The sequence below is a fragment of the Pseudomonas syringae KCTC 12500 genome, assembly GCF_000507185.2.
GTDB classification, from domain to species: domain Bacteria; phylum Pseudomonadota; class Gammaproteobacteria; order Pseudomonadales; family Pseudomonadaceae; genus Aquipseudomonas; species Aquipseudomonas syringae.
In genome coordinates, this window is record NZ_AYTM02000002.1 from 4,755,977 (window position 1) to 4,781,952 (window position 25,976).

At 56.9% G+C, this 25,976-nt stretch carries 10 protein-coding genes; 5 read left to right on the forward strand and 5 right to left on the reverse strand.

Annotated elements, in window-relative coordinates; genetic code table 11:
• Positions 1 to 18: 18 nt before the first annotated feature.
• The 5 genes from V476_RS21340 to V476_RS21360 all read right to left on the reverse strand — a co-directional run bounded on the left by V476_RS21340 (position 19) and on the right by V476_RS21360 (position 10,628).
• Positions 19 to 1,134, reverse strand: a complete 1,116-nt coding sequence (locus V476_RS21340) for a fimbrial protein (protein ID WP_024960487.1) — start codon at positions 1,132 to 1,134, stop codon at positions 19 to 21.
• A gap of 47 nt (positions 1,135 to 1,181) precedes the next feature.
• Entirely contained in the window at positions 1,182 to 3,695 is a 2,514-nt protein-coding gene (locus tag V476_RS21345) for a fimbria/pilus outer membrane usher protein (protein WP_024960488.1), read from the reverse strand.
• A 37-nt stretch (positions 3,696 to 3,732) separates the two neighbouring features.
• Positions 3,733 to 4,479, reverse strand: coding sequence for a fimbrial biogenesis chaperone (locus V476_RS21350; RefSeq protein ID WP_024960489.1), 747 nt, complete (start codon positions 4,477 to 4,479; stop codon positions 3,733 to 3,735).
• A gap of 107 nt (positions 4,480 to 4,586) precedes the next feature.
• A complete protein-coding gene (locus V476_RS21355) occupies positions 4,587 to 5,147 on the reverse strand; it encodes a fimbrial protein (RefSeq protein ID WP_024960490.1) in 561 nt (186 codons plus the stop codon).
• Between the two features lie 399 nt (positions 5,148 to 5,546).
• The gene (locus V476_RS21360; protein WP_024960491.1) at positions 5,547 to 10,628 is read right to left on the reverse strand and encodes an RHS repeat-associated core domain-containing protein; all 5,082 of its coding nucleotides are present in this window, start codon (positions 10,626 to 10,628) and stop codon (positions 5,547 to 5,549) included.
• A gap of 281 nt (positions 10,629 to 10,909) precedes the next feature.
• Between V476_RS21360 and V476_RS21365 the strand changes: the two genes are divergently transcribed.
• The 5 genes from V476_RS21365 to V476_RS21385 all read left to right on the forward strand — a co-directional run bounded on the left by V476_RS21365 (position 10,910) and on the right by V476_RS21385 (position 25,915).
• Positions 10,910 to 12,718, forward strand: a complete 1,809-nt coding sequence (locus V476_RS21365; RefSeq protein ID WP_024960492.1) for a hypothetical protein — start codon at positions 10,910 to 10,912, stop codon at positions 12,716 to 12,718.
• A 38-nt stretch (positions 12,719 to 12,756) separates the two neighbouring features.
• Positions 12,757 to 15,243, forward strand: coding sequence for a hypothetical protein (locus V476_RS21370; protein WP_024960493.1), 2,487 nt, complete (start codon positions 12,757 to 12,759; stop codon positions 15,241 to 15,243).
• Between the two features lie 49 nt (positions 15,244 to 15,292).
• Positions 15,293 to 20,491, forward strand: a complete 5,199-nt coding sequence (locus V476_RS21375; RefSeq protein ID WP_024960494.1) for a hypothetical protein — start codon at positions 15,293 to 15,295, stop codon at positions 20,489 to 20,491.
• Positions 20,492 to 20,527: 36 nt separating this feature from the next.
• The gene (locus V476_RS21380) at positions 20,528 to 21,013 is read left to right on the forward strand and encodes a hypothetical protein (RefSeq protein WP_024960495.1); all 486 of its coding nucleotides are present in this window, start codon (positions 20,528 to 20,530) and stop codon (positions 21,011 to 21,013) included.
• Positions 21,014 to 21,109: 96 nt separating this feature from the next.
• Positions 21,110 to 25,915 carry an RHS repeat domain-containing protein gene (locus V476_RS21385; RefSeq protein ID WP_024960496.1) on the forward strand — a complete coding sequence of 1,602 codons (4,806 nt, stop codon included), beginning with the start codon at positions 21,110 to 21,112 and terminating at the stop codon, positions 25,913 to 25,915.
• Positions 25,916 to 25,976: the final 61 nt, after the last annotated feature.

Consider the following 25,976-nt stretch of genomic DNA (forward strand, 5'->3'; position numbering starts at 1 on the left):
GCAGTCCACGGTGCAGTGCTATTTGTAGGTCATCGTGAAGCTGAGTGCCCCTTTGGCCTTGCCCGGCCGGATCGCGCTGCTGGCCTGAGTCTGATAGAAGCGGGCGTAGAAGTTCAGCACAACGTTGCCGGGTGTGATCGCGATCAGGGGCACTTCGGTCTGTAACTCCATGGGCGTAACGCCGTCACCTTTTAGGACCTGAATCCCCATGCCCTTGGCGTCCGAATCGCTGGTCAGGCTGAACACCCCGCTGCCGACTGGGCCCTCGGGAACCGAGCCTTCGACACCATCGAGCTGGATATGCGCCGTTGCCACGAAGCCTGCGCCCGTGTAGGTCTCGCAGTTACTCAACGCAATACTGAACGGCACCGCAGGCGTGGTGAAGCCGGGACCGGTGAAGTCAGTGCTGTCCCACTCACCCAACTGCACCGGGTCGGCACTAACCGGATCTGCACCAACGCTGCACTGTGCCTGAAGTATTGTGCCGGTTAGCCCGAACTTCATGATCCTGCCAAGCGTCGTCACGCTTCCGGAGAACAGTTCACTGCCATTGAGCACATTGGGGCCGGGAGGAATCGGCCCGGTCTTGACCAGCGTGAGGTAGTTGTTCAGATGAAGGAAACGCAGGCTCGTGAGCATTTTCTGGTGGTCGTTGATGCCGATGAACGGAACAGAGGCGCTGCCACCTACAGGCGTGAAGCAATTGGGGCAGTTCCTGTCATACGGATACTCCAGTCTTACCCGCACCCCGACGCCCGGAATATTGGTTTGCAGTATCTTGCCGGTGAGGTCTTCCCCGTTTATAGGCTCCACCGTGCCCGAAAATATCGGAGCCGTTGCCGTAGCGTTGAATTCCAGAAGAGCCGTTCCATCATTTTTGCAGGCCGCTTCCAGGCCAGCCTGGTCTGTTGTGGCGTGAAGCATATCGATGCTGCCGATAAAGGTGCCCACTGCAGCGTCTTTTGGGACGTATAGCGTGCCGATGTCGCGCCGGTAATCCTTTATTCCCGGAGAGGAAACCCAGTAGCAATCGTTGCTGGGGGTGTCGTCCTGTACGTCGGAATAAGCCGCAGCGCTATAGCTGGCCCCCAACAGGATCAGACTGGGGAGCAGGGCATTCAATGCAGTGTTCATGGGGTGATTCCTGAAATAACAATGTCGCGGATGGCTCAGACCTGATGTCACTGGGCGCACGTCATGTCTTGCATTCGATAGCCCTTGGTCAGAGGCATGCCGGCGGGGTCGATGTGCAGGCGGCACTGCGGGTCGATTTTCTCTCCCCAGTGGACATCGAGGGTTTGCGCCTGCATGCCGGTGGACAACAACACCTGCCCGCCCTGGCCTGCGATGCCCAGGATGTTGCCCTGCGCGTCGCTGACCTGAGCGCCGAATGGCAGCGGCTTGCCACTTTGCGTGGTCGCATTGATGACCAGGCGTGTCACCGTGCGCGCAGCGAAGGTGGTCTTGATCACCGCCCCCCTGGCAGGCACCACTTGAGTACTGGCGTTATCGATTTCCACCTCGGGGCCCAACTGGTCGGTTTGCAAGGCGATCGGGTTGTAACGGTAGGGGCGCAGATAGGGCATCAATGCGTAGCCGCGGCTATTGGTCCTGACTCCGGTCGCGTTCTGTATGCCAACGCCTGGTGTATCGGGCACTTCGACCAGGGCGATGGTGTCGCCCAGATTCGGGCCGAACTCGATGCCGTCGGCGTGCAGCAACAAGGCGCCGCTGGCATTGACTGATGTACTTCGATAATCATTGCCTTGGGTCACACCGGCGCCAAGGCTGGCGAAGGGCGCCTGATAACCGGCCGCAAGGCTGGCACTTTGCTGCTTTCCATCATCGTTGCTCAGGCTGGCGTGATAATTGACCCGGTTTTCGTAGAGGCTGCCGCTCAGGCTGCCCCGTTGACTGTGGCGATTGGCGCTGTTCTGCAGGTCGAATGTGGCATTACTCGAATGGCCGGTGTCGAGGGGCATCGAGATGCTCAGGCCGAACTGCCGGTCGTTGCCGCGGTTACTGGCTACGCTCAGCGACTGTGAGGCGTAGAAGTTATAGGTGATCCCGGCACGATGGGTGTTGAAGTTGAATTGAAATTGGCGCTGCTCGATATCGCTGCCCCAGTAATCCTGTTGCGACAGCGTCAGGCCCACGCTGCTGCGTGCGCCGATTCTCTGATGAACCGAAGCCTCCAGGCGACTTCTGCGGCTGCCTGTGAACGTATCGTCGTCGCTGCGCTGACTGGCGGCTTCGTCGAAATCCCGATAGCCTTCGGTGGAGTAGCGGTAACCCGCGAAGCGCAGATTGGTATGGGTCGTGAACGCCTTGCCGTACTTGATGGCGTAACTCATGCCCTGCACGCTGGACTGACCGGGCTGATCGATGCTGGCGCGTGACCGGGTTACATCGAACGCCATCGCTCCCAGGACGCCCATGTCTCGTGACACGCCCAGCGCAGCGGCATGGTAGAAGTCGCTGGTCATCAGTCCGCCATAAAGTGTCGAGTTCCAGCCTGTTCCAACGGCCAGCGTTCCTTGCCATAACCAGGGATGCTCGGTGGCGTAGGCACCGTTGAAGCGGCCCAAGGCTGCGCTGTATTTCCAGACGCCTTCGCGCAACAGGTTACTCATGGTCGAGTAAGGTTGGGTAAAACGCCGTACCTGCCCATCGGCCTCGGTCAGCACGATCTCCAGTTCGCCGCTGCCTGCAGTGTTCAGGTCATCTATTTCATAGGGGCCGGCACTGACATACGTGGAGTAGATCGGGTAGCCGTTCTGCAGGACTTCCAGTTTGGCCCTGCTTTGCGCTACGCCACGAATCACAGGTGCGTAACCCTGCAGGGAATCGGGGAGCATCTCCTGATCGGTTTTGATCAACCCGCCCTTGATCGGCATGCTCCGGAAGACATCGCCGCCGGTGTAGGTTTCACCGAGGGTCAGGTTAGCGTGCGTGCCGGGCAGGTCGCGCTGTGCATAAGCGTAGGCTCTGGTCCACTCGCGATGTCCCTGTGCATCCTGACGCACGCTTTGATTGCTGCGTAACCGCCATGACCCCAGGTTGATACCGGTGTTGAGGTACAGGTCTGCACTGCTGCTGGTGCCTGTCTCCCTGTGGGTGGTCTGTTGCGCCGAGGTCTGGTAATTGATGAAGGCGGCGTTGATGCCGTAATCCCAAAGCGCGGGCTCCACTCGCCCATTGGCATCGCGGCGCATGGCGATCTGCGGTATCGAGATCGACAGTTGCAGTCTGCCTCCGTCCAGTACGATCCTGGCGTCCGGAATCAATTGGCCCAGCGCGACACAAGCGACTTGCAACAAGGCCGGGTCGGCCAGACTGTCGAGGCGTACGCCGATCTGCTCCAGCAATTCTCGCGACAGGCAGGGCAGCAGACCGTTGCCTTGCGGGTCGGCATCGAAACGGATCTGCCGTTGGCCGAAATAGCGCATATTGACGTGGATTTCTACCCAATGGTCGCCTGGTCCGAGGCTTTCGACAACTGACAAGTGGTTCAGCACGCTGGCCGCGGCCTCACTGTCATAGTCCTGGCCCTGACGCAGGAAACCGGACTGGAAATTGGCGGGGGTTGCCGCTCTGGTGAGTTCCAGCGGCACGGCAACGCTGCCGCACACAATCAGCATCTGCATAAAGCGCAGGCGCACTGGTATGAGCCCGGAATCGGGTAATAGGGTCATGTTCAATGTCCTGGGGATGAAGCGGGCCAGCGCTGGTTCAGTCAGTCAGCGTGGCCGTGGCTGTTAGCGGCGTGCTGTAGCCGCCGTAATCGTTGATCGCGGAAAACACCACCTGGAGGCCCGGTCCGGCTTTCGTTTCATTGAGCTCGTATTGGCGAGAGCTGAACGGGCCAAGCATGGCGACCTCCCTGAGCTTTTCAGTCCTGCCATCGCCGGAGACTTCGAGGCGAATGAACGACACGTGAAAGGGCGTCGGATTCATCGCGGTCAACTCTGCCTTGCCCGCAATCTGCCTGACCGACCATTGCAGGTCCTTGAGGCGGGCAATAGGGTTGTCAGTCAGCAGAGCCGGGCGATAAAACAGTTTGATACGGGTGCGCAGGGCAATATTCAGTACATTGCCTTGCGACTGGCTGGCCTGAGGTATTTCCTGCACGTTGAAGTAGAACAATGATTCACGATCGGAGGGCAGGTCGTGGGGCAGGCCATTGATCTGTACCTGTTGTTCCTTGCCCGGATTGAGGCGGAAAAGTGGCGGCGAAGGTGCGAATGGAACGACGGTGACCGTGTCGTCTGCCTCCGTATTTACCCAGGTCTGCACCGCGAACGGGCGATCACTGGGATTGGATATGACCACCGAAGTACTGCGCTTGTCGCCGTCGAACACGATGCGAGTTGCGTTGACAGTCAAGGCTGCCTGACTGGCGGGTATATAAGCTGCGCACATGAATAACAGCATGCACGCCGCAATCGCAGGTGGTTTAAACGCCTGTTGGAAAATCATGGAAAGTTACCTTGTACGTTCAGGCCCGAAGCGGACCTGAACGTATTGAAGATGCTTCACGTGAAAGAACGGTTAGTTTTTACACGGTGAGCGAATGAGTCGATGTATCAGTTAATCGCGACAACAAACTGTACATCCGCCGAAGCGGCACCGGGTTGAACGGTAGCCAGTGTCGAACGGTAGTAGGCGTTGAACACCATGTCGGTGACACCCCCCTCGACCAGTGGATAAGCCGCCGAGGCGTCGCCTGGTTTGATGGAGGTCCCGGTCTGGTCCTTGATCACAATCGCAACGCCCTTTGCCCCGTCGGCAGTAGGGGTGACAGCGAAGTATTCGCCGCTGCTGTCCGCGTTCCCGATGAAGGTAACTTTGGCCGTATTCGGGTCGCCAGCCGTAAGGCCGCAACTGCCGTCGTCATTGACGCGCAGGGCAAAGCTCTTGCCAGACAGTTCGTCACCGATGCCGGTGAAGCGGCTGGCCTCGACAGAGCCCATGTTCACCAGGTTGCCGATAGAGCCATCGCCCGGATTGACCACTTCGATAGGGCAGGTGGTAGCGGTGATCTTGCCTTCGAAACGGATGGTGCCGGGGCCGGGGTTTGCGGATACGACAGTGGCACTCAATGTAGTTGCCAGAGCAAGGCCCAGTACGGATAGCATTTTGTTCACGATAAAAACCTTATAAGTATTAACGTTACAAGAGTGAAAATGTAACTATTTATGGTGTCTTGAGACACCGTTTGTGTTGCGTGTCATGACGGGGCGGGAGTTTACAGCAGAGGTGTTAGTTGCAAAGTCTCTGGAAGGCTTTGTTTAATGGCGGGGGGTGTAGGATATTTCCTAAACTAGTGTCGTATATTGTTGTTTGCGGATGTGTGCTTTGTTATATGTCAGATTTAAAACGTTCGCAGGTTACGGCCTGGCATAAATTACACACGTCTTGATACTTGGCATAACGCATTAGAAGGTCTGGATAATGGATGATTCAGTATTGGCAATCAGCTTGGCAAGTCAGGCCAAGATGCCACCGACAAGCGCTTATAGCTGTCGATGGCGAGAAATTGAAATTTAATTTCTGACGGTTCGCCAGTCGCCGATTCCTCCGATACGGGGTAAATACTGTTGTCTTAGCGGGAAAAATTTTTGCCAAAAACTCTGTGGCCGTGGCGGTGGCGCTACTGGAGTTGGAGCTACAGCCCTTGGAATAGATGGCACTCTAGCGGCGGGAACACTGGCAAATGGAGTCGAGGCGGTTTTTGTTGAGGCAAGGTTGCCAGCGAGCGATACGTCATTCCTCCTCCTGAGCATGGTCGTCAATGCGTCGACTGCGCCTTGTTGCGTTCTGCTCAAGGTTCCTTTCAATCCTGGTAGCCGGTCGACGCCGGTCACAGGCGAGATAGACGTCGCGTTTACTGAGGTCAATGCCGAGCCCAGTTTTGTCTGATAGGCTGCTCGACTGAGTGCCCGGGTCCCAGCCTTGATCGCGCTTTTAACCGCACTTTTCAAGAACCCCCCACCGATCTCTAAAGCTCCCCCCGCGTAGGCGAGGTACTGCCCTGCTTGAATTGCTGTATTGTTTCCCGTCGCCGCACCATAAGCACTGGCAGCAGTGGATGCAGCACTGAGAGTGGTCCCTGTCGCCAACACTCCGGCTGTAACGTAGGCAGCCGCCTGTGCGCTCATCGATAAACCCAGAACCGTTACAGGGCCCGAGACGGGTGTGGCCAATCCAAGCGTGGCAACTGTCGCGTAGACACCGAGTACGGTGAACACTACGCCAACCGCCACCATGGCCCAGGACTCTATTCCCATGCCCCCCGGCATTTCTGCCGGTATCGCATCCTCATCGGGCCGTCGCAGCCTGCCGCTCTGTGAGCTGGCGTCATGCCCGGTGGGGTCGCGCCAGGCGATGGGATTGCCCAGGCAATAGGTATAGGGGTTGAGCCCGCCTGCGCCGAAGGGGCTCAAGGAGTCGGGGCTGTGAAAACGCATCATGCCGGGGTTGTAGGCTCTGTAGCCATTGCCGAGCAGGTACCAGCCCGTGTCTTTTTCGCATACCTCGCCGTTGAACCCTGCGACGCTGAGCAACGCGTCATCGCTGTGGCGTTCTCCGTAGGCGCTGTATACAGCTGTTCGCAATGTGTTCTGCTGGAACTCGGCAAGAACGCTCAGGTTCGCATCTGTCAGCAATAGCAGGGTTTCTGCAGATTCTCCGACGGTCTGCTGGCCGACAGGTTGCTCATCAATGTGCAGAAACAGAGTGCGTCGGTTGTCTTGCACCGTGCTACTCAACTGCTGGTTCTGATAAAAACGCAGTATTTCGCTGTCACTGCCATTGCGGGTGGTGACCAACTGGTTATGGCCGTCGTAAGCGTATGTATTGATCGGCTCCCCCGTCGGTTTCTCCACCCGTGAAAGGCGGCTCTGGCTGTCGTAGTCCAACTGGTTGCCGTGCTCGTCATTGAGTTGATTGCCGTTGGTGTCATAGCGGAACGTCGGATCCGGTGTGCTCCGCGCAGGCCGGTAGGTGATGCCGAGTAACTGGCATCGGTCCCTGGAGTCGGGGTCACCCTCTTTGCCATAGCGGAAGATAGCTGTCTCGGTGCTCTCATCGGCAAATTCGGTATGGTTCAGGGTCATGTTGTCCAGCTCGTCGAAGTTGAACGTCTGCTTGAGTATCGCCCTGCCGGAGGCGTGCACCGGCAATTTACTGCCTGAATAGCTGACGCCGGTCAGACGACTTCGAGCGTCATACCTGAATTCTTCCAGCAGCAGCCTGTTGCCCGCTTCCTGCAGGTGACGGCTTTGCATGAGTCCGTCGGGCTGCCATTGCTGTTCCAGCGTACGTACCGGGTGATCGCCTGCAATCTGCGTCCTGAGAACTTCCTGTCCCTGGTCGTCATACTCCATGCGGGTTATCAGGCTGGTTCCTGCGGCCTGATCGTGGGTTGTCATCTCTCTGGGCTGACCGAGTGGGTCATACATGATGGTTACCTTCACGTTGCCCTGGACGACGCTTTTAAGCTGGCCGAACCCGTCGTACCGGTAAGTCGTTTCTACACCTTTGACGCGATGCTTAACGCCGCCTTTGAGCCGGCCTTTGACGACGCCTTTCCCCGGGCTTTTGACTTCTTTTTGTTCGACATCGGTGCGAGACATCGTGCGGCCCTGCAAGGATGTCCGATACTGGGTTATCCAAGTCCGGTCTTGTCGATCTTTCCAGGTCTCTTTGGTCAACTGGTTGTGCGCGTCATAAGCGTAACCGCGCTTACCCTGCTGATTGGTGGCAGAGGTCAGGCGGGCGCTGACCTTGTCATAGCCAAACCCGGCGGTTTCATCCGGTGCGGTACTGGAGACGATCTGGTCGGTGAGTGCCAGGTTGTAGGTGTAGCTTATGTCGTCACCCTTGGCCGTTTTGCGTGTTTTGACCTGTCGGTGACCGTCCTCATACTCGTAACGCTCGATACGTTGCCCAGCCTGGGCCAGTGTCAGGCGCCCGAGCCCGTCGAACGTCTGTTTACCTGCCGGGGTTATGGTAATACCGTCCGGATGAATCATCTCCAGGCCGATCGGCAGCTCGGTGTTGCTGTGCGGTGCATAATCACGGCGTGCCACGCTGCTATCTGGCAAGCGTGTGTTGACCATGCGCGACCAGGCGTCATAACTGAACTGCGTTTTGTGGTCTGACTCGTCGGTCTGCTCTGTGCAGCGTCCCAGTCCGTCGTAGAGAAAGCTTTGTGAGCCAAGGTCCATCCCAGCTGCGTTCTGGCTCTTGATCCTGACCGGCTTACCGAACATGTTCAGCCAGGTCTCGCTGCGGCCACTGATCAGAGGCTCTGCTTCACCGCTTTGCACCCAGCGCCTCTGAATAGGACCATCATGTTCTTCATTGCCGATGGGGTCGTAGTACTGGTGGGTCTGCACGCCTTGATCAGTGGTAATGACAGACTGGCCGTTCCAGTCGTCGTAGGTGTACGTGTTACGCGTGGTGAACCGTTGCTGGTTGTCGAACCAGTCGTAATCCGTTTCGTATTGCACGTTGTTCCAGGCGTTGTAGTGCGCTGTATGGATCATGTGCATCGCGTGCGGATTATTGCTGTCGACGTGGTCCCTTTCTTCGAGTATTGCCCGGCCCAGACCGTCCATGACAGAACGGGTCTTGACCTTGCGGGCATCGACCAGCACTTGTTCTGCCTGCTGCGCCGGAGCGGAACACAGGGTGTACAGGTACTCGCGACTGGCTTCATGACCGGCAGTCGAATTCGGTGCGATCGTTTCTTTGATCAGCCGGTTGAGCGCGTCATGGATATAGCGGGTCTCCACGCCTTCTTCCAGGGTCAGCAGCACCTGGCCTGTCAACAATGACTGTTGTTGCTGCTTGCTTATGCGGGCGTTGTCGAAACCGATAGTGATGATGTCGATGAGTTGTACCGGGACTTTCAGTTGCTCGCTCTCGCTATTGCTGTACTCGTAGACGGTAACGGTGTCGTTTCCATTCAGGGACTCGATATTTTTCCCGGTTCGACCATGCTGGAAAGGCGCGTCCGGCTGGTTGATGTACTCCAGCAGGATCCTCTGCAGCTCCACAGAGGTTCCATCGCTTTCAAGCTGCAGCAGTGTTTCGCCTTCCGGCACAATCCAGTCGGGTGAGCCGCTGCCGGTCAGTGCGGGCAATATGCGGTAGCGATAACGCGTGGACAGAGTAGGGGCCCCGGGTTGCGACGACAGGGCGGGCTTGAACACTTTTTCTTTCAGTCGGGAGACAAACCCTTCCGCATCGGCCGGGCAACCATCGTCACCTCCGGCCGGGTACCAGCTGCTGATTTCTGCCATCCCGTCAGCTCGTGTATGCACCAGCAGATTGCCGTAACTGTCATAGGTATCGGTGACGGTCTCTGTGCGGGTCCGCTCAGGCTCGTCGAGCCGTTGCCAGCGGGTGGTGACTTTGCTGGGTAGCTGACAATCGGCGGGCTGCTTTGAGTAATGCACGCCCTCCAGGATGTTGTAGGCGGTCGTGACCGTTTGCTGATTTTCGTTCTGGGTGGTGACTTCAATGGTCTGCAGGTGGAAGCGGTTGAAGGTCCGCTCTATGCTGCGCACGGCCTTGTTGTCGACCCACAGGCTTTCGGTGCAGACATAGTCGTAGTCCTGCAAATATTTATAGAGGTTGTCCAGGCCGTTGTCTTCCCAGGCGATGGGCAACCCTGCACCGAGAAAATTTCGTGAGCGTTGCTGGCCGTCCTTGTAGGTATATCGCACATCGAGCTTTGCCAGCTTGAGACCGGGATCGATGACGTGTCTTGTCACTCTGGGTATGGGCAGGCGAGCGGCGCTGGATGGAAATGTATGGCCCTCGTCCTGGTAGTAAACGTCTTCGCTGCTTCCTGTAGGTGTCTCTACATGCTTGACGCATAACTGATTGCCATTCTCCAGGCCATATTCGAAGCGCCAGGACGCATTATTGTCGGTGGGCAGGGTGATGCGCGACACGCGTTTGTCGCTGCCGGCAAGTGTCATTAAAAAGCGTGCCAGCGGAGTGCCGCCAGTGCCGGCATACGGGTGCAGGTTCAGCTCGACGGAGGTGCTGCTGCGTGCGATTTCCAGCAACGTCTGACCCAGGTCGTCAGTGATCGAATCAAGCCTGTAGGTGCTGCTGTTGAACGCCGTGTGTTTGAGCGCAATGCTGTGCCCCGACGGCGCGATGATTTTTACCGCCCAGGCCATTTTTTTATTGCCGCTGCTGTGCAGTCTGAGGATTTCCACCAGACCTGATTTATGCACCACCCGGTAAGACTCTTGGTCCAGCTTGTAGAAGTGGAAGGTGTCGAGTTTCTTCTCCGTCATCGTCAGCTGACCGGTGCTGCTGGTGCCGTCGACCCGGAAGGTCTCGCCCGTGCTGAGGGACAGGATCTGAGTGGCAGGATCGTATTGTGACAACTGCAGGTTCCAGCCCAGGCCATAGCCACTGTCCAGCGTATTGAGCTGGCTGTAGGACATGTCGAGTCGGAACCCCGGCCCGCGCAGGTCATTGCTTTGCAGATCGGGCATGCTGATCGATATGTTGTACAGCCCGGTGCGTGGGTCAACGCCGCTTTTCAGACAACTCATGAAATTGAGCGCGTTGGAGTGCACGGAAGTAGAAGCAGCCATGGAGCGGACCTCGCTGATTGATGCGTGACAAGCGCAGCGGTGTCTGACGATTGTGCAGTCCTTGCGCTCTGGTCAATGACGACCCCCAAGCCTCAACACCTTGGGCGTCGGTGTGGCTGGAGGTCTTGCCTAACCCTAACAGTCCGTACCCGGGCAACAACCTAGCAGTAGTGCTAGTGGGCAATTGATATGCATCGGCGTAAAAAAATCCTATCCGCATCCTCAGGGGCAACCCTTGCGATATACCCATTTCAGGCGGAAACGAGAAAGGAGTCTCACTCATGGCGCTGGATCTTCCCGCCCCCAAGGTGCCCGACCTGCAGCCCGGGAACTACCTCGATCTGGAACAGCTGGGCAGTGCCGACCTGATTACCTGGATCAACTACCCAGGCATCAAGAACGGCGATCGGTTCATGCCCAACTGGCGAGGTTGCGGCGCTCTGGGCGCAGTGGAGGACTATATCAACGATTTGATCGAGGTCGTGGGATTGCAGCCTGAAGGCATGCCCCTGTTGATCAATAATCCGTTGCTGGTGAGGCTTGATAAGGGGTGGGTGTTTTACTCCTACATAGTCGATGGTCGCCCCGATGAATCCCTGCGCCTGTTCTTCTATGTCGGTAAACCGCCGTCAACGGCCGCCGGGCTGGGGGTGCCGCAATGCAGGGAGTCTCACGATCTGAAGCTTGATCCCGACCTGCTGTGGGAAGTCGATGGGGTGCTGATCGTAACGCCGCCGTATCTGGCCATGCGCGAGGGCGACAGGGTGACCCTCACGCTGGATCTTTATTTCGCCGAAGGCGATTACTTGTACCCTCTGTTCTTTTCCCAGGTATTGACACTGAAAGAGGTGGGCCAGCCTTTGCAGTGGCCGATAGAAACCAACGAGTTTGCGGCAATTGAAAATGGCTTCGCTCTGATGAGCTACTGCATCGAATATGCCGATTCCACATCGACAACGGCTTCGGTCACCCAGTCTCTGGCCATCGTCGCACCCTCAGCGGCGTTATTGCCCGCCTTGACCATCAAGGATTTCAGCGGCGGCTCACTGGACCCGGAGGCCTTTCCTGAAGGCATCACCCTGCTGATCGACCCTTTCGGCATTCAGATCGATGACGATGTCGTGGTTTACGTCTCCAGCGGCAATCGGCTGGTGCAGACCCTCAGGGCTGACATCTCTAATCTCGACAGTGGCGTACTGCAGTTCTCGCTGGCTCAGGCCTGGCTTTATGCCAATAACGGCAAGGAAATCGAGCTGGTGTACCAGTACGCGCGACCCGGCCATGCAGCCAGCTCGTTGCCGCGCAAGGTCATTCTGCGTCGGCCACTCGATCTACCGGTGCCCGTTATCGAAGACGCGATCATTGAGAATCCCGTTGAAGGGGGGGTGAAGGGCTATATCTTTGCCTCGCAGCTGGAGAGGGGGGCGACGATTCGCATACCGAAAGACGCAGTCATCGGCGACGACTCCACGGTACAGATGTACTGGGATGGTTACGGAAGCACGGGCACCTTTATCGCTGATCCTTCGCCAGACGATTCGCGCCTGTTCCTCATCCCGCCCACAGCGGTCCCGGCCAATATGGGCAAGCGTCTGGCCGTGTATTACAAGGTCGATTCAGCGCCGCAATCGGGTACCTCGAAAGTATTCGATCTGGAAGTCAGAGGCCTGGGCTCCGGTTGGCCTTCCATCCAGATCATGCGCCCACGCGCCACTGATGGCCGGCTCTCGCTCGCTGAGGTATCGCCAGAAGGTGCCGGTCTTGACCTGGCTTCCTGGGTCTACATGGCGCCCGGACAACGGGTACGAATCAAGGCCACTGGCTTGTTGAAATCGGGATCGGAGCAGACGGTCGGGCTACGTACCGGTGCAGCCGAACCGCTCAGTGAGGCGGAATACGATGCCAGGAAGGTATCGGTGATTATCCCGAGGGATTTTCTGGAAAGTCTGCAAAGAGACAGTCAGACCAACACCGTGAAGGTTGAAGTCAGCTTTGATGAAGGGGCGAATTACACGCAGTTTCCGTCCATCGGTTTCACGGTGCTGGAAGATCTTTTTTTTGGGCCGGCAAGCGGACGCACGACGCGATAGCTACCGGCATGACCCGACACTTGCATGGACGCAATCCTATGACCAATAACACGCTGAACAGCCTGGCCGAGTGGATGAAAAACCCCGACAACAATGTTATGTGGGGCTGGGATTCCATCGCCGCAATGGCCCGGGGCAAGGTGAATAACCTGTTGCTTCAGGAATACATCGCGCGATTTTCGTCGAACGCTTATCTGAAGCCTGTGAGCGGAGAGGTGGCACTGAGCGACGGCTTCAAAGAACGTATTCACAATTTCATTCTGGATACGCCCAGGCTGACGTTCTCGAACAATGACCTGGGTCAGTCTCATGCGACATTGACCTGTTCCATTCTGGGCGGAACGCAATTGACGATGAGAAATAACGTCGATAATTGGGAAGCCGACAGAGTGATTCATATCGATGCGCTTCAAGGTCCGAAACTGACACTGGATCTCGCGCTGGAAAAGGTTCCTGGCAGTGTCCAGAGTGATGGGCGGGTGCGGCTCGACCTCAAGGACAGTGACAATTTCATTCTGACCTTCGCGGTTGACAGGGCTGACCGGGTACTCGGCGGAAATTTTTTCAAAGCCCTGTTCACTGCATTGCCGGACGAGGAGCGCGTATGGACGTTGGGCGTGATCAAGCGTGGCACCAATAATCTGATGCACCCCCAGTCCTTCAAACTGCGCACCCAGACCAATCCTGCCGCGCCTCTCGACCCGCAGGCCGCCAACTACGGCGACGGGGCCGTGCTGGTGTTCATTCGCCTGGAAGGCAGTCAGGAAGGCGGCGACATCCCGGTAGAGTACCAATACCTGATACCGGATGATGTTGGTAAAGATTATTCGGCCACGGTGTTGTTCAGTGCGGAGCGTACGTTCAAGGCGGCACTGTTCATCGGTGAAGTGACCAGGACCATTGCTTCGATTATTGAAGGCGTGGTGTTCAACACGTTCCATGATGGCTCCGGCCGACTGGTCAAGGCGACGGCCACGTCGGGCACACTGAAAACGTCCGAATCGAGCAGCCAGAATGTCCCGGTTCAAATCGATGGCGTGCCAGTCCAGGCAAATGTCTACAAAAACGAGACCTGGCTTGACGCATTCGGGAGCGCACCTTTGTCGGTGGAACTCATTGGCGATGGCATGGTGGAACTGACCTGGAAGCCCAAAGCGACCCCCAGCGTAATACTTACGTTGCCAGGCGGTGTGCTGCTACTGGTCATGAGCAAGGTCATCACGGTTGAGATACGGTGCATTTATAACTTCGCCGAAGAAAACAACGACCTCGTTCTGATCCCCAGTCTCACGATAAGTACCACCAGCAGCGAACCGGATGTCGCAGAGAACGATCCACCAGTAAACAGCTTTTCATTACTGTTCTTGATAGCGTCGGTAAAGAGCAATTTCGAGAAGCTGGATACGCATCCGTTCGAGTCCGACATCAGAGCCGTACTGGAAGGCAAACTCGCTACTCGTGTGCCGATCAGCTCGTTTATCCGGGACAGTATCGACCTCAATTTCAACGAAGCCATTGTGCCTGACGTACTGCGTGCGCCCAGAGACATTGCCGTCTTCGGCCGTATCAACAGTTCCGGGGCAGACTTTGTCGTCAGCCCTGCGGAGCACCTGATGGCTGTCGACAGTTCCACCACGTTTGCCATTCAACCGCCGGGTGCGAATGTGAGGTGGACTGCCGAACTTCTGCAGGGTGATGCACAGAACTACGGCGCCATCAACAACTCCGGCAGGTACTACGCGCCAGAAACATCTCTAACCGAGCTTCCATTCACACGTGTTCGGGTGACGGCCACTGACACCGACTCGAACTATCAAAGTTCGGCCCTGGTCACGATCGTGACCAATCCGATCACTCTCAATCCGTTGATCCAGGTGTGTGACGCCAGGGCGACGGTGGAGCTGGAGGCAGGTTCGCTCGGCACAGAGGAAATGGACTGGTCGATCAAGGATCCGGTGGCTGGCGAAAGCGGTGTTCTGGAGCCCAGCGCACTGGCTGATGGTGATCACCGTTATGTCGCAGCATCAAAGGTGCCCGGCAAAACCTACGTATTGGATCAGATCGTCGTGACCAGCGGGCAGGCGAGTGTTTCTTCGTGGGTACTGGTAAAGCATCAGACACCCTTGTTAACCGTGAAAGTCGTCAACACCGTAAAGGTTTCGGAAGTTCTGGACGTGGTAAGAACATTGAAAGTTTTAAGGGGTGTGAAAGGCCCAAAAGTTGTGACCCTCTGGAAGCGCGTGAACGCTGTGAACATTCGCGCCGATCAGGTTCAACTGGAAGCGTTTGCCAATGGCGTTCCGATGCCAGGCACCCGGTGGAGAGTCGGTGTCGGGGGCGGGAACGTCCTTAACGGCCTGTACACCCCCGACGTACCTTCGACTGACCGGTTTGTGCTGATCTTTGTCGAGGCCCCGCATTCAATCCTTGGCATCATAGAAGGGCATATCATATTGCCGCTGCCGCTGGACCGGTTTGCCGGAGATCTGGAATTGATGAAAGACAAAAAAGTACAGACGTCCTAACCGAGCGTACGTCGGTCTTATGTTTATCTACATCACAGGAGGTGATGTCATGGCTGGTTATTCAGCGGAAAGTCTGCTGGCATGGATGAAAAATACCACGCGTCTGAGAGGTTGGGACGCGATCATTGCTCTGGATGGCGACAAGGTCAACGAGCTGCTTGACTACCTTTACCAGAAGAGTGTGGCTCAGGGGCTGTCGCGTCCGGTGCCGGACGGAAGTATCGCGATTCCCGATACGCATGACTCTCACTTTTTCTCGGGCTGTGTTCTCGGTGCGCCAACCTTGTCGTTCAAACACAGTGCCCTGGAGCATTCCCTGCTGGCCTGGCGCATTTCAGTAATCGCCGGTTTGCATACCGTGCTGGAGAACGTTCAAGGACGGCACAATGTTCACAGAATCGCTACCTACGATCCGCTGAACGCGCCGCACCTGGATTTTGATCTGCAAATGAGCAGTCAGAGCGCGGATCTGGTTGTGGATCTTGGTCTGGCTGAAAACCTTACGCTGGATTTTCCGGGCGGGACTACCGAACAAAGCAAGGTCGGTGAGTTTTTTCAGGGTTGGTTGACCAACCCGGAAAATCCGCAACAGCTGTTCAGGTTGGGCATTTTCAACGAGCAGAGCAACGAATTGCTTAACGTACGCAGAATTGATGTGCGCTCACAGCTTGAAAGCTCCGATGCCACATCGGTGCATAAAAAAGGCGCCTTGTTACTGTTCACGACCATGGAGTACGGCGTCAGTGGCGGGATTCCGGGTGACGAGTCCGACTTCCGTTACCTGATTCCCAACGATGCTCAGCTTTCGTATTCGGCGACCGCCGTGTTTTCCTCCCACGCGTTGCACCGTGCTGCCTTTGGCCATGCGGTGATGCAAATGCTCCAGGCACCCGACTTCAGCTTCATCGTTTCGGAGGATAAACCGCTGCAGCGGATGGTCGCCCGGGCCGGCACATTTGCAGTTCCTGCTGGAGACTATCGAAGTGCGGAATATGTCTTCGAATCGGAGCCTTTCAGTGTCCAGGCCTTCAACACCCAGCATCCTCTGACCATTGATTTCGAGTACACCCAGACCATGCAGACCTGGGAATTCCCCTGCACGCTGGGCTTTCGCTACAGGGCGCTGGACAGCGATCAATGGCAATCGCACAACGCGACATTCAACATCAGCCTCAAGCATGAGTTTCATCTGATTGAAAGTGAGTCAGATGATCAGGCAATGGAAGGGCAACTTTATGCGCCTTATCTGTTCGATCATGAAGTCAGCGCCGTTCCGGGAACGCTGGACAACCTGAGTGCCGGGGAACTGGAGCAGATCAACGGTTTCGTGGCCTACACCGTCAAACACGCACTGTTGCAAGGGTTGAGCAAAACCCTGGATGCAACCGGCGCCGAGCGTTTTCTGGGCGGCTGGTTATTGCCTGACGAGCAAGTGCTGCAACCTGTACTCAAACGTCTGCCTTATGACCTGGCAGTGTTCGGTCGTATCGATCCCGGTGCGTCCACGTTCAGTATCGTCGAGCAGCAGGCACTGATCGGCATGGGAGAAACACTGCAATTTACCACCCGGCCTGCGCGCGAAGGCCTCATCTGGTCCCGGACGAATGCAGTGGACGGCGATACTGAAGGTCCGGGAGAAATTGATACGCAAGGCATGTATACGGCTCCTGCAGCGCTGCCCGTGAGGCAGGGTTTTCAACGCGTATTGATCAAGGCAACGGACCCGGTGTCCGGACATTGCAGTACGGCATTGTTGACGGTGATGGCCAGCAGCGTCAGCGTCAGCCCGTTGATTCAGGTGTGTAATTACGGTGAACGGATAGCGCTCTCAGCACGCAGTTCGCGCACAACTCCCCTGAAATGGACCGTGGTCGATCCGGTGCCCGGACAAAGCGGGACGCTCGAGGATGGCATTGATGCGCCGCATGAGAAGTTTTACATCGCCGGCCCAGGGGGCGCTGGGAATACCTATGTTCTGGACACAATAACGGTCAGCGACGATCAGCACACCCAGTCAATCCAGGTACTGGTTCTTCGCCACTCACCGATGCTGCCCATCACGCTGGTTAGCGTCAACGATCAGCGTGCCGAGCTGAAAGTCGTCGTCAACGGCAGAGTCCTCCCGGTTACCTGGAGTTGGAGCGGGCCGGGCTGGATAGATCCCGAGGGTGTGTACAGCAGTGATGCCAACGCACCTGAGCGCTTCGTTGTCGTGTTCGCAGAACTTTTCGATGACATACTTGGCATGATGGCCGGGCACCTGATTCTGCCGCTGCCATTGAGTGACTCGACCGGGGCGCTGCAGGCACTGACCGGGCAGCCAGCGTTGGGTACGGCGGGCACTGCAATGCCTCGTTCATTGAGCGGTATTGTGCAGCGCGCCGGTGCCGGTGCCGGTGCTTTGACCCAGGGCTGGGGAGCCGTCGCAGTGGTCAGTCGCAGCGATCTCAACCGGCATATGGAACAGCAATACATTGAGCGCTATCAGGAGCTGGACTTCTTGCCGTTGTTCACCGGCGACATCGTTGTGGATGAGCGACAAGGCGACACTGTTCGTCTGAAGCAGGTCGAACTGGGTGTGCCGGTTCTGTCGTTTCTGCCTGAGTCGCCGGGCTACAGCAGTGTTCTGGTCACGATGCATATCGTGTCTGGCCGCTACAGCGGCCTGCATCAGCCGCAGGGAAGCGCGACCACCGTGTCCGGCAGCTTCATCATCAGCGAGCCGATGGGCTTCAGGCTGGCGATGACGGTTGACCTCTTCGTGGGCGAGGAGGGCCATGTGCTGCTCGATCTGGCTGGCGGAGCCGGCGTTGCCTGTAACCTGGGGGGCGTCGATGAGGCGATCAATCAGCAACTGGCGGATTTCTTCGCTCAGGAGTTCAAACAGATTGCGCTTCATCGCCGGGTTTTCTCAGTGCTGCAGGCACAGCTCAATCGCTACCACGTCCAGACGCCAGGCAGCTTGCGGCTTCTTGCCCGCGCCGCGCCGCGTTCAAGCGATGCGCGCATGGAAAGTGCGGGGGATGGCGCGCTTATGCTGTTCATGCACGCGCAGGATGGCGAGGGCGAAGGCTTGTTTCCGCCAACAGACGATTTCGTTTATCCAATACCTGATGATCGCGGGGCAGACAATCAGCCAGCATACGGCACGGTGTTGATGCTCGCGCAAAAGACCCTGTCGATGATCGAACGTGAACGCTTGCAGATGCTGGACACCCTGAAGTTTACCGGTGGGCGCGTATTTGAACCGCTTGAGCAGCATCGCGCACATGACCTGCTGTTGTTTGGCAGTCTTCGTGCAACACAGGCCAGCATTACGCCAATGTTCTCGACCCTGGCGGCCGGGCAGACCCAGCGTTTCGTCCTGCGCAACTCACAAGGCGAAGAAATACCGGCCACCAGTTGGAGTGCGTTAAGCATTCAAAGCCACGTGGCTGCCGGAAGCGGCAGCATCTCTTCCAGCGGCGTTTACACAGCAGCGGATCTTGAGGCGATCGGCCATGACGCGATTCGCGTGGTGATCACCGCCGCCTATCAAGAGTCAGGCGCTGTCGTCAAGGTCTCGGCGCTGGTCAGTGTGGTATCACGGAGCATGGAGTTGGTGCCGCGTGTAACGGTAGTACCGGGAGGGGCTACGCTGCAAACGGTCTCTCTGGCTGCTTCGACGCTTGACGGCAGCCCGGTGAGCTGGACGCTGCTGGGTGCTGAGCTTGGCAGGTTGAGTCAGGCCGACAAGGGCGCGCTCTTCAGTCCAGACGCCAGGTCCGGGAAAAGAGCGCTGGCCGTGCAACAGATCGAGGCGTTGGGCAATGATTATGGCATCGCTACCGTGCTTGTCGCCAATGGGCAACAAATGCTGCGCATCGAGCCGGCTTTCGTCCCCAGAGCAAGGCCAATGGTGGCGGTGCAGTTACAGGATGACCGTGCACTGCTGCCCGGTCTTGAGCGACGCTGGAAGGTGGTGGGCGGACCAGGCACGGTCGATCGGCAGGGGCTTTTCATGCCGCCCGACCAGACGCTTGTCGCCAGCAGCGTGGTGAGCTGTGAAGTGGTGAACAACGGGGTGGTTCTTGCGTGTGGCTATAGCGTCATCGAATTGTCTGAAGTGATCGACGAAGGTCGTTGGGAAGAAATGTCGATGTTCACCGTTACGGTCCCCGGCACGTCGTCGCCTGACCACAGGACGGGTAGTCTGTACCCCAACGGTTATCAGCAGCTCAGGCTGCAGGTCAAGACCCAGGTGATGCCGGTGGACGGTGTCGATTACCAGCTGAGCCCCACCGAAATGGCTTCCATGCGTCTGGTAGACGATATCACCGGACAAAACATCGAGTCAGTGCTCCCCACTCTGGACGGCATGCCCGAAGGTGATGACCAGGCTTGGCGCGTGCGTAAACAACATAACCGCTTCGAGTTGTCCGGGGCTGGCGTTTTCGCTGCTGAGTCGGGTCTGGATGTTCCACGGCCAGTCGCCCAGGACTTCTACCTGCATAGTCGGGCAGAACCCGGTTTCAGCGGTGTTTTCTATGCGACCTTTCAGGATGACAACGGCAAGTGGTGGACCTCGGTGCAGTACGAAGAGGTTAACAGCAAGGTCGAAATCAACCCGCGACGTTTGCCCACGTTCGATACCCGCAATTACACCTTCATTCCGAAACGTCTGGATAACAATGGCACAGATCCTTCGGTTGATCCGCCTCCAGAAGGCTCTCCAGATGATCCTTTCGATTTGCACTTCAATACCACCGATTACTGGAAGCTGAATGTCACTAACCCCGATACCCAGCAAGAGGTAAAGTTCGAGACGCTGAAGTTTCTGCCCTCCAGGCCCGGCAGTGACGTGATCAATACCTCGATCATTCTCTGGGAGAGCGAGCAGGCAGCAGAAGTAATGTTCAGTTGGACGGGGTTTATCTTCGACGACCCGGCGGTCAAAGGCGATGTGAGCAAGGTGCGCTTTGACGAAGCGCTCAAGGATGTGATGGGGAACGTTCACACGTTGGACATTGACGTCGATACGTCCGTATTCGAGACCGGCAAACTGATTATCAGCCTGCATCGCCTCCGGGGCCTTACATATATCCCGGAAGGTGATCCCGCCCGCGACAAGTTGATGAGCGTACTGGTAGTCCTGTTGATCGATAAGCAGGGCAATGCCCATAAACGGCGAATCAGTTTTCTGCCCAGCGGCTCCGGCAGGCGCAACCGCCTCATGCATACCTTGTATTCGGAAACCCGGCCTCAATGAGGCATTGACGCAACAAATTGACAGGGAGTCATCACCATGAATGCGCTGAATAAAACCCTCGCGTACCTGGCTCTTGCGGGGTTGGCAGGCTGTACGTTAGTCCCGTCCCACAGGCCCGTACCCAAGCCCCCGGCAGAGCCGGTTCGTCTCATCATGCTCGCAGAAACCTCCGATGGCGGCGGCAAGAACTGCACGTTTGTCGCCAAGGACGACGTGGTTCGTCTCAACAAGGGTGATCATGAATGCACAAACGATCAGATGAGTTTTATAAAGCTGGATAACGTGCGTTCGGCCATGAAGATACTCCTGGAGTCCAGAGATTGCGATGATTCGGGAGGCTGGGTATTTGGACTCGAAACCTATATCGACCCCGTTACAACAGTCTGGATCTCCATCGACCAGCTCAGAGGCAAACCGGTCGACAGCATTATCACTCGCGGCGTTGTTTTGACCAAGGCGTATAGCGGGGGTGAAAACATAAAAGGCAAGTTGTCCTGCGTGCGTGTCGATGTATCGGATTAGCCCTCAGCACAACCGGACCTGTCAGGCCAACGTGTTAATCGTCACCCGCATGGGGTGACGGTTATCCCACTCTATAAAGTTCGAGGTTCATGAATCATGACAGCATCGACTTCCGTACACTCCAACGCGTTCAACTTCCTGAGTTATGTACAGAGCGGCGTTGACCCCCGTACCGGGCAATATACGGTGGCGATTACCTTGCCCGACGTCAAGACCAACGGATTACGTGGCCCGGGCGTGCCGCTGGCACTCAACTATAACCCTCTCAACCGACAGGACAGCGGCTTTGGTCTGGGCTGGAATCTGCAATTGTCGCAGTACGATCCGGGTAGCCAGATCATATCGCTGAGCAGCGGTGAGACATTCAAGGTCGATGGCACCGGCGACGGCCAGATGCTGATGTCGGAAAAGAAAATCGACAGCTTTCACTTTTACAAGGAGGACGAGACCCACTACCGGGTGATGCACAAGTCGGGTCTGGTGGAGCAGCTTGAAATGCGTGGCAGCGGGACCAACAGAGTCGCGCTGCCGGTGCGCGTACTTGCTCCTGAAGGTCACAGCGTCACACTGGATTACACCTCTTTCGGCGGGCATCAGATGCTCAGCGAAATCAAGGATGACTCGGGCCAGATATTGCTCGGTGTCAGCCGCGAAGAGACAGCGGTGAAGCTGCGTATGACCACTGGCGAGGAACCGGATGCGACATTCGTAATGGTGCTGGGCGGATCGGATCACCGTGTCGATCGTATCGAATTGCCGACTGACAATGCGGCCTCCTGGCGTTTTGCATACAGTCGGATCCGTGACCATTTGTGCATGACGTCGGTGGAAACACCCGTCGGCGGTCGGGAGGAGATCTTTTACACCGACAGCGGCCATCAGTTTCCTGCCAAGGCGGCACGTGACCCTTTGCCCCGAGTCACGCGTCATCGCACAACGCCCGGATTCGGTCAGGCACAAATGGACGTCCATTACACCTATCAGGACAGCGCCGGGCGCCAGCGCAACTTTCTGGGCGCCGGGCTGGATATCGCCTGGGAAGATAACGGTCTGGACAATCTGTATCGATATCTCGGGGCGGAGCCGTATGAGTATTCGTCGACTGAGACATTGCGTGTTCAGGTTGCAGGCGAGGCTGACGCCGAGCGCAGCATCGAACGGACGTTCAACCAGTTTCACCTGCTTACTCGAGAAACCACGCGCAAGAACCTTACGGTCATGCAGGTGGACACTCGCTACTACATCGAGCCGGGGCAACCCTTTTTGACTCAGCCCGCCTATTGTCAGTTACCCAAAGAGGTCGAGACCACCTGGCGGCTGTCATCAGACGGCAGTGTGCCGCGCAGTGAAGTCGTCAGCAGCACCTATGACAAGCACGGCAACCTGCTCACTCAGACTCAGGCCAACGGTGTGGTCGAGGTCAGTGAGTGGTATCCGGCCGACGGTGAGGACGGATGCCCGCCAGACCCTGAAGGCTTCGTGCGCTGGATGAAAAGCAGCCAGGTTATTCCTGCGGCATCCGGCTACGGCGATGCTCCGGTCCTGATCACCCGTTATCGTTACCTGGCATTGCCTGCGGTGGATGGCGGTCAGCTGCAGGAATGGCTTGCACCGCAAAGCGAGGCGTTACTGATGCAGGCCGCTGATGATGAGCACGAGCAGCGCCTCACCACCTATGAATACTTCAATGAGCCGAACAACGCACTCCTGCACGGCCGGCTCAAACTGCAACGGGTGATCATGGGTGAGAATGCAACCAGCACAGAGTATGCCTACAGCACCCCTGACAGCGAGATTTATGGCAAGACTGTGTTGCAAACCGAACAGACCGTGACCGGCTTCGATAACACGAAGAAGGTCATTACGCTGGAGGACTCTTTGCTCAACGGCGAACCCTTGCTCAATCGCGACGACAACAACGTGGAAATCCGTTATGTCTACGACAGTCTGCGCCGTGTACTGAGTGAAACCGTGGCGCCAGATGATGATCTCTATAAGGCGACCAGAAGTTATGAGTATCGCCTATGTGCCAAGGCCACTGATCAGGCCATGCAGACGCTCATCGACGTCAAGAAGGTAAAAACCTGCAGTCACTTCGATGGCCTCAACCGGGTTATCTACGAGGAGCGGGATGACGCAGATACCCCTGCACGTATCGACATACCGCGACAGACCTACGCTGCCGTTTATGACGCATGGGGGCTGATGATCAGCGAAACCGAATTCGACTGGCTGGATGAGCAAAACCTGGCTCTGAAGAGCCTCTTCGAATACGACGATTGGGGCGAACAGCGTTCCGTCACCGGGCCGGATAACGTCAAGACGGTCGAAGAGACCGACCCCATTGGTACGTCGCAATCGCAAGGGCCAATTCAGCGTAGCTGGATCGAGGGCCCCGGTGGCGTCGGCAAGAGCGAGTTCACCGAGTCCTGGATGAGCCTGTTCGAACAGCCGACCCGTAGTGAGCGCCTGGATCAGGCGGGCAACTCGGTCAGTCTGAGCCAGTACCATTACGACGGTCTTGGCCGCCGTGTCGAGGAAGTTATCGGGGTGGCAAACGGCGGCCGGCGCACCACCTATCTCTATGACGTCTTCGATCGGGTGATCGAGTCCACATTGCCAAGCCGGGCGATCGTACGTCGCAGTTATGCAAGCCACAGCAGCGAAGACTTGCCCGTCAGTATCGGCATCGAGCACAACGGCAAAAGCATTGTGCTGGGAGAGCAGGCGTTCGACGGGCTGGATCGCCTGGTCACGTCTGTCACCGGGGGGCGTAAACGTACGCTTGTTTACGACCCCGGTCTGCTGCAACCCAAAACGGTAACTCTGCCCAGCAAGCGGAAAATCGACTATGAATACAAGCCCCAGGTGGGCGATGAGCCGTGGCGCAGGGTGCAGTCCGAAGCGGAGCCTGAACCTCAAACCACCTGCAAGGCCGGTCTGCCGAAAGAGTCCGCGACGACGCCAGCGCCTGGCAAGACTGCGGAGCCGGGTGTGGCTGCCGATTACAGTTACGATCGGCAGAACGCCCGTCTGATTCATTCCGAGGAGCAGGGCGAGATACTGGATCGCGCTTATTACAGTACCGGCTCGCTGAAAAGCGAGACGCGCACCTCTGCTGGCAAAGCCTACGAGATGTTTTACAGCTACAGCCGACAGGGCCTGTTGCTGTCTTACACCGATGTGCTGGGGCAGGAGCAGGTCAATCGTTATGACAACTGCGGTCGTCTTTACGAAACTTCGCTGGGTGAGGTGTATTCAACGTTCGACTATGACACTGCCTTTGGTCGGCTCGCAAAAATCACCACCACCGACAAGACCGACGGCAGCCGCGAGAGAACCGTCGCGATCAGCCTTGAATATGATGATCTGGGACGGGAAGTCAGTCGTGTATTCGACCTCAATGGTGTCAAGCAGCAGATGGTTCAGGTCTATGACGATGTGGATAACATGGTCCAGCGTACCCTGAGCCAGGGCACGGAAATACTCCGTGACGAAAACTACAAGTACGATGCCTCCGGCCGCCTGACTCAATATCAATGCACTGGCACTCAGCGGCCGGTGGACCCCTATGGCAGGACTCTCCTGACGCAGAACTTCACTTTCGATGGCGCGAACAACCTGACGGTCGTCACGACCAGCTTCGATGGCGGTACCAACAACGCTCGGTATTTTTACGAAGGTGACGATCCCGTGCAGTTGAGCCGGGTAACAAACAGTAACCACGCGCACTACCCGCCTGAAATCAAGCTTCACTATGACCTGGACGGCAATCTGGACATCGACGAAGCCGGGCGCACGCTTAAATACGACCCCCTCGGCCGCCTGATCGAAGTAGGCACGCCCTCAGCCGGCATTCACTACCAGTATGACCCCCAGGACCAACTGACAGGGGAGACCCGCGGAGAGGACAGGGACCTGCGCTTCTATCGTGACGGGGAGCTGGCCAATCAACTCGGTAGCCATGTCCAGAGCACCTTCATGCGTGGCGACGACTACCTGCTGGCCGAACAGCAGATCGATCGGACGGTGCTGCTTGCTACCAACGACAGTGACAGCGTGCTCGGTGAAGTCGATGCCAACGGGATCAATCGGAGGTGGTATACGGCCTACGGCCACGCCAGCGGTGAAGACGCCCCACTTGGCAAACTGGGGTTCAACGGCGAACTGGCCGAGGCGGATACCGGCTGGCAAATGCTGGGCAATGGCTATCGTGCCTACAGCCCGGTGTTGATGCGCTTCAACAGCCCTGATAGCTGGAGCCCGTTTGGCGAGGGCGGGGTGAATGGGTATGCGTATGTCGAGGGGGATCCTGTGAACAGCGTGGATCCGTCGGGGCATAGTATCGTGGGGACGATAATAAGGCGTCTGTCCGCGCGTCTTAGTACGGATCCGAGGGTAATAAAATCTGTCCCGGAGGCTTTGCGTCTCAACACCAAAGGGGGAGCTGTTCACCTGAGAAAGATAACCCCCAATACTGCGAAAAGGCTTGAAAAGAGATCTATAGCAAAGGGGCTGGATAGGGACGCAGCAAAGCGTCAACTTGAACAACAGACGAGAAGACTTGACAACGCTAAGGCGGTACAAAGGAATACGGGTAGGGCAGTGCCGAGCAGGATTGAAAATGATTACGAACAAGCGAAGAACTTATATAACCAGTACGAACAATTATATACCGAAGCAAAAGCGGATTTTGTGTATGCAAACAGAAAAATAGGTAAGCGTGCTATCACTAAAGAGGCGCGAGCGAATTTAAAGCTTCAGGAGAAAGAAATTGATGTTAATCAGGCTATCACTGCTCAACAACAAAGGATAGAGCTGGGTAAAAGACTGGCGAAGCCCAGTGACATAAGACTCCCCGAAGGAGATACAAAACGTTTCTTGGGTTATAATCCTGATTAGTAACATGGGGCTTTAGCATAACCGGTCAACGACCTACCTGCCGTTGCCCGGTTTAAACCAG

Coding starts and splice junctions, on each gene's coding strand:
- V476_RS21385 (WP_024960496.1), top strand. CDS start 21,110: ATGACAGCATCGACTTCCGTACACTCCAACGCGTTCAACTTCCTGAGT.
- V476_RS21375 (WP_024960494.1), top strand. CDS start 15,293: ATGGCTGGTTATTCAGCGGAAAGTCTGCTGGCATGGATGAAAAATACC.
- V476_RS21360 (WP_024960491.1), bottom strand. CDS start 10,628: ATGGCTGCTTCTACTTCCGTGCACTCCAACGCGCTCAATTTCATGAGT.
- V476_RS21340 (WP_024960487.1), bottom strand. CDS start 1,134: ATGAACACTGCATTGAATGCCCTGCTCCCCAGTCTGATCCTGTTGGGG.
- V476_RS21365 (WP_024960492.1), top strand. CDS start 10,910: ATGGCGCTGGATCTTCCCGCCCCCAAGGTGCCCGACCTGCAGCCCGGG.
- V476_RS21370 (WP_024960493.1), top strand. CDS start 12,757: ATGACCAATAACACGCTGAACAGCCTGGCCGAGTGGATGAAAAACCCC.
- V476_RS21350 (WP_024960489.1), bottom strand. CDS start 4,479: ATGATTTTCCAACAGGCGTTTAAACCACCTGCGATTGCGGCGTGCATG.
- V476_RS21380 (WP_024960495.1), top strand. CDS start 20,528: ATGAATGCGCTGAATAAAACCCTCGCGTACCTGGCTCTTGCGGGGTTG.
- V476_RS21345 (WP_024960488.1), bottom strand. CDS start 3,695: ATGACCCTATTACCCGATTCCGGGCTCATACCAGTGCGCCTGCGCTTT.